Genomic DNA, 9,966 nt, shown 5'->3' on the forward strand with positions numbered 1-9,966 from the left:
CGCAGCGCATAACGTCGAGTCATTATTTCTCTATTTGCTTAATCATCCCAAGCACCACTGACTCCAGTTTACCTAATTGATGACACGCCCTAGGACTGCACCACTAAGATCGACTCCTGAAAAATCATTTTCCCCAGCATCTAAACGACTAAAAAACTCTTCAATATCCATTGAATTCTTTCGTGAGACAGCAGTAAAACTTCAAGCTCTAGAGTCAATCCTATACGACGGATGAGACAGATCAAGATGGTGCGTTAACGAAGTAACACACCTTACAAATTAACTATTCCCACATTACCGGACACAAAATAACAGCGATCGCTCCTTCAAACCTCTAGAATTGAAATCATTCGGCTGAAGCTAGGGAATGAAAATGACCACGCTGCTAATCCAAACTGAAAACACACCCCTAACGGTAAATTTCCCCTCCCTTGTGCAGATGACAAATGAGCAGTTCTATGATTTTTGTCAAGCTAATGGAGATTTGCGAATTGAGCGTACTGCCAATGGGGAAGTTATCATCATGCCACCAGCTTTTTCAGATACGGGCAACCGTAACTTTAACATTGCTGCACAGCTTGGGTATTGGACTGAACAAGATGGCACTGGCATAGGCTTTGACTCCAGTACAGGTTTTACGCTACCCAATGGAGCGATGCGTTCCCCTGATGCTTCTTGGATTGAACTGGAGCGCTGGAATGCCTTAACAGATGCACAAAAAGCTTCATTTGCACCAATTTGTCCTAGCTTTGTGATTGAGTTACGTTCATCCAGCGATCGCTTGATCAAATTACAAGAGAAAATGCAGGAGTACATCGATAACGGTGCGTTACTAGGCTGGTTAATCGATCGGCAAAATCGAAAAGTCTACATTTATCGTCCGAATCGAGAAGTTGAAATTTTGGATAATCCTGAAGCAGTTAGTGGCAATCCAGAATTACCAGGATTTGTCTTGCGGATGGGCAAAATTTGGTAACTTGAGTCTTCTTAATGAGAAACTTGTGTTTTGAGAACGTTAGGAATTGCTTCAAGTATTCGCTGAGAGTAAAATGATGTTCGTTGTTCGAGGAGCGATCGCACTAAGCTACGCCATAATCTGTATACTGACGCTTGTATGGAGCTTGCAAACCCAAAATAATATCCTCTCGTGCTACTCCCATCATCACTAATTCCTCTGCCGGATTGCGATCGGTTAAATTCTGTTGCAGCCAGATTTTGCCATCTTTAATATCAAAATGCATCACGCATCGATAAATACGATTAAATCCTTGCCAACCAACATTCATCCATTGATAATGATTGCGTTCTGTATCTAAAATGAGTTGGACTTCGACATTGTTATCCGAGACATCATCACTGGCATAGTTCGTCAACAATGTTTTAACATATTCTTGATATTTTGCTAGTTTATCCACTCTACAATCACCTCATCTACTGGATTGTAGACAATTAAACTGATTCATGAAAAATATCTTTTGCAGACACAGTTAGATTAATATTCGCCATTAATGAGAAACGGTTTTTTTCAGGATGCCAGGAATTCCCTCAAGTACTCGCTTGGCAACCTCTTCAGGTGTATCTCCCTCTCGCTCAATGATGTGTAAATCGGCTTGAGAGTAAAGTGGTGTTCGTTGTTCGAGGAGCGATCGCAACTTAGCTTTAGGATCGGCATCTTGCAGCAGTGGCCTTGTGGTATCCTCAGCTAAACGGCTGTAAATTATCTCCACTGGCGTATCTAGCCACACTATCAAACCGTGGTGCAAGTAACCCCAATTTTCTCGCCGCAGTACAATGCCTCCACCGGTTGCTATAGTCAACTTTGTAAAAGCACAAACTTGTGAAAGTACGTCGCTTTCTAACTGGCGAAACCTAGCTTCACCTTCTTGCGCAAATAACTGATTGATAGATTTACCTGTTGCTTGGGCAATGACATCATCGGTATCTACAAACCCATAACCCAGTTCTTTTGCTAGTAAGCGCCCTACTGTCGTCTTACCAACGCCCATAATACCAATTAAGTACAGGTTGACTCCTTGTAATAAGCTGCTCACCAGTTGCTTCGCTCCAATTATAAGTTTTGAGTGCTGAGTCACAGTTTTAAATTATAAACTCAACGATTCAATCTAAGACTTAAAAATACGGAGTTTTATACATATCGCGCCAACTCTAACAGTTTACTACTACGACTTGATGCCGATATTAGTAATTTCCGCAGGCATACAAAAACAAAATAAACCTCCAATAAATCTATTTTCAACAGATATCAAAGTTTTTCACTTTGTGTATCTCAAATTTACTTATAACTTTTCTAACTTCCAATTATTTTTAAAATCTGCAAATTCATCTTCTATTTAAGAGGAATGAAATGACATAATTACCGTTATTAATGTATTTAAAGTAACTTAGGCAATAAATTAACGATTCTTCTGTGAAATTACCATAAGTAATAAACTATGAATTTTTTAGGAATGTAGTAATTTTTCTAAAGTAACTAGGTAATTGCTGCATAGTAATCTCTATGCTTAACCAAAAAATTAACATAGCTTGTTTGAAACTTTATCCAAGGAATATCTGTCATCTAAATAATTAGGGTTTTTACTCTGATGGTTAATTTTAAGTATACATAATACTGTGTTCCTAACAGCACAGGGTCGTTATTCTAAAAGTTCAGTTATAACAAGACCCGCTCAATTAAATGTTTCTAATAAAGGTGTAAATAATGACTAATTTACCGCGATCGCCCAAAAAAAGCTTGCAAATAAATTGAAGTTTCGACACAAAGACTACTGCATATTCCACCCCAATAAGCCTGAATGAATAAATATAGAATGAATGAGGTGTCAACCATGACTCGAATTCGTGACGTTGTAGAAAGAGCTTTAGCAACTGGCTATTTGACAGTTGAAGCTGAAGATCAACTACGACAACTGTTGACTACCCGATATGACTTGGAAGATTTTAATGCTTTCATGACTTTGCAGGAAGCTGCCATGACTGGTAGGGTCAAGCAGGAGTCTAGAGAGCGATGTGGCATTAAATAGAGATGTAGCAGACTACATCTCACCGACGGGGGCGTTTACCATCATCTTCAAAATCATCATCATCCTCAAAAAATTCCCAATCATCATCATCGGCTTGATTGGTAGTTGGCGGCTGGTAAGGGGGGATAATTACTCGGTAATCAGCATCGTAAATTGATTCAGTTTTTCCCGCAGCCGTATTTTTTGGCTCGCGGTAGCTGTAGGAATAAACTGAACCAGACTGAGAACTGCTTTTGGCTTCTGATTGACGTTCGTAAGTTGTTGAGTCTCTAGGTTGTTGAGCTTGAGAATTAGGAATAGGCACTTCTTCTGACTTTTCATCAAAGTTCCAATCATCATCTCTACTGCTATTTGTCTCCCAATCATCAAATTCCTCACTGCTAGGCTCTTCTCTTTTACTAGCTGGTGGTGGAGGACTGGCAGGGCGAGATGTCGGTTCTTCTCTTTGGGTTGCCTTCGCACGACTTGAAGGGGTGGTTGCTCTGCTAGGAGTTTGGCGTTGTCCTGCCACAAAATAATTGGATAGATTAAATAAGGTAGCAATCAATATCGATGTGAAAGCACCAGTGGCAGTACTGAACAAAATCCATATCGCTAGTGGTAATGGTTGAGTTCGCACGCCCAAAAATACTAGCGATAGGGCAGGTGAGAAATTTTGGACTAATAACAGCGTTAGTCCTCCCAGTACTGCCACCAATAGAATTAAGCGAATTACAGCCATAGCAATTTTGTCAGTTGTCAGTTATCAGTGGTCAGTTATCAATAGTCAGCGATCAGTCTGGTTATTCTTCACTAATTACTGTTCGCTGACTACTGACACTATCAGCCATCTCTATCATTACCTTTTTAGGACTATTGTGAGATTTACAATAAATCCACTCAGGGTGTTAGCGACGACCTTGCCACCGCTGAATTGGAATACAGTCAATATCTAGTTGATCTAAAGCACGGGCAACTACAAAATCAACTAAATCCTCGATAGTTTGGGGATTGTGATACCAGGCGGGAATAGCGGGGACAACTCTAACTCCAACTTCTGCTAAAGAAGTTAAGTTACGCAGGTGGATGAGACTAAAAGGCGTTTCACGCGGGACAATAACTAACTTTCGCCCTTCTTTGAGTTGGACATCCGCAGCCCGTTCTAGTAAATCGGAACTCAAGCCAACCGCTAGCTTTGCTACTGTACTCATGCTGCATGGAATAATTATCATCCCCAGAGTGGCAAAGGAACCGCTGGCAATTCCGGCTCCGACATCGCTCCAAGGATGACACCGGAGTTTACCGGCAAGTGCAACACCAGCTTGCTCTCGCCAGAATTGTTCTTGCCCGGTTGGTTCTGGTGGCATCCGAATTTCCTGTTCTGACTGCCAAACCATGTAAGTTGATTTAGAGGCAACCAATTCAATGCTATACTCCGCTTCTAGCAAAAATTTGATCGCGCGAACAGCGTAAATCAGACCAGATGCGCCTGATACGCCTAAAATTAAAGGTTTGGTGTTATTTGACACGTAATTTTTAGTGGATTTTACTCGTCCTCAGAGTAAGGATCTAGGTCATCAGGCTCCATATCATTTGGTAAGTAGAGGTCTGAAAGGTCGTCACGAGAATCATTGCCAGTTAAACCTTTGGCGACGCCATCGCTGCCTACTGTTACCAAATCAATTTGCTGACGGTAATAATCGACACTCTTAACTTGCACGGCGACGCGATCGCCTAGTCGATAAGAAGCGCGATTTTTCCGACCAAACAGTGCTTGTTGTCTGGCGCGATATTCATACCAATCATCTTTGAGAGAACTGACGTGTACCAATCCCTCTACCCGCAAAGGCACACCAGGATTACTGCTGGACTCTACCTCGGCTGCTGGTACTTCAATCTCCACAAAGAAACCGTAGGATTGAACCCCAGTAATTACGCCTTGAAATACCTGACCAATGCGTTGCTTCATCAGTTGGGCTTTTTGCAGCCCGGCTAAATCGGCTTCAGCCTCTTGGACTTCTTTTTCTCGGTCGTTAATTTGAACAATTACCCTAGTCAAATCGCTTTGCAGTTCTTGTTGCAATTCTGGGGGTAAAACGTTCCAGTTAATTTCCTCGTGGCTGGAGGAGTGGCGGAGATTAACCCGCTCTCTCACACGGGTATTGCGGCGATCGCGTCCGTTTTCGAGTAGCGTGTAATATACTCTCTGCATCAGCAAATCTGGGAAACGCCGCAAGGGAGCGCTAAAGTGGACGTATTGCGGTAGTGCCAGACCAAAGTGAGAGCCTTTGGTGGTACTGTATGCAGACGGCTTCAGTGTATCTTGTAATAAGTAAGTAAGAACTTGCTCAGAGGGAGATTCAGCAAAAGCTGTGGTCAAATGTTGGTAATCTAAGGGTTGGATATCAACTTCTGGATCTAATGTGAGGTCAACGCCTAAATTGACTGCCAATTTCAGCATTTCCTGGACATCTTCAACATCAGGAGTACCTTGGACTCGCCAGATAGCGGGAACACCAAGAGCATTTAAGTGAGTTGCAAAAAGTTGGTTAACTAACAGTACCAACTCCGTGAGGAGCGATCGCACTGGTAAATCATTCACCACCACAGCGCCGAGAATCCCCTCATCATAATAGGCGTTTTGGCTAGGCGGCAGATTCAACTGGAGGCTACCACGAGTCAAGCGTACCTGTTTCACAGCTGTTTGCAAGCTTTGGAGGTTTTGCAGTATTTGGGAAACCTGTGATGATTTATCTTGAGCTTCACCTGTGAGAATTGCTTGAGCTTGTTCAGTAGTCAGTGCAGTCTCGACATTGATGACGCTGGGTTGAATTTCCCATTCCAGCACTTCTCCCGATTGGGGATCGATGGTAATTAAAAAAGAGATGGTTAAGCGATCGCTCCCAGGTACTAAAGAACAGCGTTCAGCTACAGCCGGGGGCAAGATTGGCAACACCAATTCTCCTAGATACACTGATTTGCCCCGTTTGAGTGCTTCTCTATCTAGGGGTTCGTCAGGTTGGACATAGTGAGAAACATCGGTGATATGAACGCCCAAAAGCCAATTTCCGGCTAAGTTTTTTTCTAAACTAAAAGCGTTTTCTATAATTTTGGTATCGCTATTTACCCCTTCAATAGTGAGAGTAAACAAATTACGCAAATCCAGCCGATTTTTCAGGTCTGCTTTGAGGAGCTTTTTGGGCAACTTGGCGGCTGCTTCTAGAACATTATCTGGAAAAGTCCGGGAAAGGTCGTGTTTGCACGTAACTAAATCTATATCAGCAGCGGCTTCGGCATCACTGCCGAGGATTTGCACCACTCGACCAAGGGGAGGATATTGTGCCAACGGGTAACGCAAAACTTCCACATGAACCAGATGATCGATCGCTTCTTCTAACTTTGCCCCGTTAGGTTGAATCTTGAGTTCAAACAGCAAGCGATCGTCTAAAGGCACAGCCCGAAAACCAGTTTCTACCTGCTTTATTCGTGCCAGTAAAGTGTGGTTAGAACGTTCGAGAATCAGCTTTACTTCCCCTTCGGGAGAGCGACGGCGACTGCCTTCTTTCAGAACTCTCACCAAAACGCGATCGCCATTCCAAGCATTACTCAGATGACTTTCGCGGATGTAAATATCTTCGGCTCCTTCCACATCTTGAATAGCAAAGCAAAAGCCTTTACTAGAACAACGGAGTTTTGCCTCGATTATTCCCTCTTCTGAGACACGGCGGTACTTGCCCCGTTCTTTTATTAAAATACCGATTTTTTCAAGAACATCTAAGGCAATGTGAAGTTTTTGTAAACTTTTTTCATCTTCACAGCCAAGTTTCTTTTCTAAAACCTTCCGAGCTACCAATTTATCATCGGTGAAATTGGCAAGGAGTGTAGCGATTGAAAATTCCATGCAGTGAACCGACCTTTGGTCAAAACATCATTTGTTGTTTAATCTGGTTCTTTTCTGTATACCCTCACGGCTTACAGAAACAAGCTGGAAACTAATTGCCCTGAATCAAGCTTCCTCAGTTCTAAGGAAAGGAAGCCCGACTCAGTAAGAGGGGGAAACTACTCCCGCAGTTCCTTGGCAAAGAAGCCGACCCACGGACAACTCTGGGGCGTTTACGAACTTCTGACTGCACGATGCTCTCAGAATTTGCCTGCGTTCAACTGCCTTCACCTAACCAAACTTAAGATTGCACGCCTGATTAAAATCTAGCCCCGCTAGTTAATTACGCGACGGGTTTTTGAGAAGCTGGGTTTAGAGAATCCATACTACCCAAAAGCGCTATGCAGGGGAGCCACTGCGGTCTTGGGGTCTCCCCAAGTGGAGCAAGTGGCGTGGAAACTACAGGTGTTTGATTATCTAGAGAGAAGGTAATTTTACGCCATTAGACTCTGATTTTTAACTAGGAGGAACTGCTGGTGAACCCAATTTTCCCACATGTAGAATCGGTAACAATTAGGTAAGCAGCTTAATAAGCAGCGAGGGCGAACCTTATCTCCATTATTGTAGATTTAGAGCGCACTTCCAGAAAATAGTTCTAGATATCGACTTGGGTAATCAGTATAGCATTGCAAGCAAGACTACCCAGATAAGTTAGCACTCGCTAAAAATTTCGTCAAAAAATAGCTACTGCTACAATTGGGACATAAGGCAAAGTAAGAATATCACCTTGACGGCTCAGAGCAGAGAATTATACCTACTCATCGCCTGCCAAGAAACTGATGACACATAGTAAGTAATTAAAAATGAATAAATGCAATATTGGCAGGCATCTTGGGTATCGAGTGGATGTAAATTAAAGTAAGGGCAACCGATCTCGCTTGAATATACAGGCAGTATCAACCCCGTTATTAAAAATATTTAGATTGGTAGCAGTATTATGTTGGCTCAATTCCAGAGCTTGTATCCCCAGGGCAGTTTGATTTCCGAATTAGTGCAAATTTTTCAAGGAAAATATATTGTTCGGGCAAGCGTGCAAATTGAAGGCGTAACCCGTGCTACGGGTATGGCAGCAGCAGAAACAGTAGAAACAGCAGAAGACCAAGCCAGAACTAGGGCACTGATAGTTTTGGGTATTACAAACGCGCCACCAGAATCAGTGGCGTTGACCTCAAATCCAGTTTCCCCAGCACAGCTAAATCCTTCCTTGAATACTAAAGGTGGATTGAGTAAGCTTGCTGTTTATTCCTCTCCAAAAGCTGAGGATTTTGTTAGTAGTCAGTGGCCAGTAGTCAGCGACAAGGAAATATCTATACCGCCTTCCAAAGAACGGAACATCAAACCAGAAGTAGTAACAAGCAGTAACGAACAGTACGGGTACAGTAATGCTGTGCCTCTAAACGATACCTATAGCCAAGATTTAGGTCAAAACTTTCCTGTGACTGCTAATCGAGAGCTAGAATTTTCTCCTCCAGTTGAGAACTTGGAAATAAACTTTGATAACCAGCCAGAAAATCAAACCTTTCCCGCAATTTCTGCCAATAATGTCACACCATTTACACCCCGGAGTTACAGCCCTCAAGAGAATGCTGCTACTCCGTCAGTGACAGGAAAGAGAAAGAAAAAAGCTGAACCCGTGGATTTATCAGATGTAATTGCAAAAACAGATGTCGAACTTCAGCGTTTAGGCTGGACACCAGAACAAGGACGGGAGCATCTGATTGAAACCTACGGTAAGCGCGGGCGGACTTTGCTGACTGAAGAAGAATTACACGGATTTCTCAAATACTTACAATCTCAGCCAGATCCAATAGCGGGATTTTGATTAGTCATTTGTCATTGGTCATTGGTCATTAGTCATTAGTCCTTACTAATGACTAATAACGTAGGCTGTTGAAACTGTGACGAAGTTATGGAACCTGTAAATTTATCTGAAATAATTGCTCAAATAGATGCTGAAATTCAGCGTTTAGGGTTGACAACAGAACAGGGACGGGATCATCTGATTAAAACCTATGGGAAGCGATCGCAATTTTTGCATAACTTCTAGTAATAACTAATATGAAGTTGCCAAAGATTGACTACACCCGTGCATCTACACTGACTTGATACTGAACTTTGTTTGAGCTAAACTGTCTGCTCCGAATAATGACGAAGTAATTTCCTGCGGCTAGATTCTGGCGTGTAATTTGATGAGAAAATGAGTCGCGACTTTGGCCAATCACTTCGCCTTGATTGCGATCGATTTGACCATTGTTGTTTGAATCCCTAACTAATAACAAATCTGTCCGTCCTCCGTTCGGGGCAACGCCTTCCAGTCTTAAACGTAAGTTAGAGCGCCCCGTGAGTAGCACTTTTCTAAAGTCTTCTAAGTCATCGGTGGTGGTCACATCGCCTTTGATCTGAAGAAATCCTTGACCACTATTCAAATTCCCCTCGAAATCTGCTGCAAAAATGCTATTGTCGTTATCGGGTGTCGCAAAAGCTGGGGAAACCAATCCACAAGTCAATAAAGTTAGCAACGTTACCTTGAGACTTGATTTGAAGCAATTCATGATGTTTCTTCCTAAAGATAAATGTATTGATTTTTGGTATTTCGCACTGTACAAAATGACTTAGTGTCTTTGTAACCTAAATCTAAATTAAGCTTTTAATAAAAAAACTACAGTCTGAAAAAGACTTTAATAGTATGAAGTTGAAAATAAAATTCAAATTGCTTGGTATTATTTAGTCACAAAAAGTTTGTTTTGATAACATTGCTCTACTCCAGCAAACTAGTTTTGAGGCTATTGTAGAGCGACAAATTATGGTTATTCCCAACTTTTGACGATCCTGATATAGGATCGAAATGTGTATCTTCAGACAATTAAAAGTTGGAATTTATTCAATATCTGCTACCTGCTACCGGATCAAGACTAAGTAGGTGGGCGGGAAAATTTCTAACTATGTAACGAAAGCTTAACCAGAAAGACTAGAGTTAAATTTAATACGTTTTGTACTGTATTTGCC

At 42.1% G+C, this 9,966-nt stretch carries 10 protein-coding genes; 4 read left to right on the forward strand and 6 right to left on the reverse strand.

The annotated features are described in order from the left end of the window. Nucleotides 1-373: 373 nt before the first annotated feature. Complete coding sequence (locus V7K84_RS16875; protein WP_334839682.1) at nucleotides 374-976, forward strand: Uma2 family endonuclease; 603 nt, start codon at nucleotides 374-376, stop codon at nucleotides 974-976. 103 nt (nucleotides 977-1,079) lie between these two features. On the opposite strand, the gene V7K84_RS16880 is transcribed toward V7K84_RS16875, so the two are convergent. Continuing rightward, the gene (locus tag V7K84_RS16880; RefSeq protein ID WP_334839684.1) at nucleotides 1,080-1,415 is read right to left on the reverse strand and encodes a XisI protein; all 336 of its coding nucleotides are present in this window, start codon (nucleotides 1,413-1,415) and stop codon (nucleotides 1,080-1,082) included. Between the two features lie 90 nt (nucleotides 1,416-1,505). Beyond that, entirely contained in the window at nucleotides 1,506-2,051 is a 546-nt protein-coding gene (locus tag V7K84_RS16885) for a shikimate kinase (RefSeq protein ID WP_334839691.1), read from the reverse strand. Nucleotides 2,052-2,846: 795 nt separating this feature from the next. Between V7K84_RS16885 and V7K84_RS16890 the strand changes: the two genes are divergently transcribed. Further along, nucleotides 2,847-3,041, forward strand: a complete 195-nt coding sequence (locus tag V7K84_RS16890; RefSeq protein ID WP_194042092.1) for a hypothetical protein — start codon at nucleotides 2,847-2,849, stop codon at nucleotides 3,039-3,041. Nucleotides 3,042-3,060: 19 nt separating this feature from the next. Here V7K84_RS16890 and V7K84_RS16895 read toward each other — a convergent pair whose 3' ends face one another. The 3 genes from V7K84_RS16895 to V7K84_RS16905 form a co-directional block, all read right to left on the reverse strand. Further along, entirely contained in the window at nucleotides 3,061-3,762 is a 702-nt protein-coding gene (locus tag V7K84_RS16895) for a LapA family protein (protein ID WP_334839686.1), read from the reverse strand. 166 nt (nucleotides 3,763-3,928) lie between these two features. After that, nucleotides 3,929-4,549: a flavin prenyltransferase UbiX gene (locus V7K84_RS16900; RefSeq protein ID WP_334839687.1), complete on the reverse strand. Its 621-nt coding sequence runs from the start codon at nucleotides 4,547-4,549 to the stop codon at nucleotides 3,929-3,931. Nucleotides 4,550-4,566: 17 nt separating this feature from the next. Next, nucleotides 4,567-6,921 carry a ribonuclease R family protein gene (locus tag V7K84_RS16905; RefSeq protein ID WP_334839688.1) on the reverse strand — a complete coding sequence of 785 codons (2,355 nt, stop codon included), beginning with the start codon at nucleotides 6,919-6,921 and terminating at the stop codon, nucleotides 4,567-4,569. Nucleotides 6,922-7,897: 976 nt separating this feature from the next. On the opposite strand from V7K84_RS16905, the gene V7K84_RS16910 reads away from it, so the two are divergent. Then, nucleotides 7,898-8,782, forward strand: coding sequence for a hypothetical protein (locus V7K84_RS16910; RefSeq protein ID WP_334839689.1), 885 nt, complete (start codon nucleotides 7,898-7,900; stop codon nucleotides 8,780-8,782). A gap of 87 nt (nucleotides 8,783-8,869) precedes the next feature. Next, nucleotides 8,870-9,007 carry a hypothetical protein gene (locus V7K84_RS16915; protein WP_334839692.1) on the forward strand — a complete coding sequence of 46 codons (138 nt, stop codon included), beginning with the start codon at nucleotides 8,870-8,872 and terminating at the stop codon, nucleotides 9,005-9,007. Nucleotides 9,008-9,038: 31 nt separating this feature from the next. Here the strand turns inward: V7K84_RS16915 and V7K84_RS16920 are convergent, their stop codons facing one another. Continuing rightward, complete coding sequence (locus V7K84_RS16920) at nucleotides 9,039-9,512, reverse strand: hypothetical protein (protein ID WP_334839690.1); 474 nt, start codon at nucleotides 9,510-9,512, stop codon at nucleotides 9,039-9,041. Nucleotides 9,513-9,966: the final 454 nt, after the last annotated feature.

This window comes from Nostoc sp. (assembly GCF_036917315.1).
Classification (GTDB): domain Bacteria; phylum Cyanobacteriota; class Cyanobacteriia; order Cyanobacteriales; family Nostocaceae; genus Nostoc.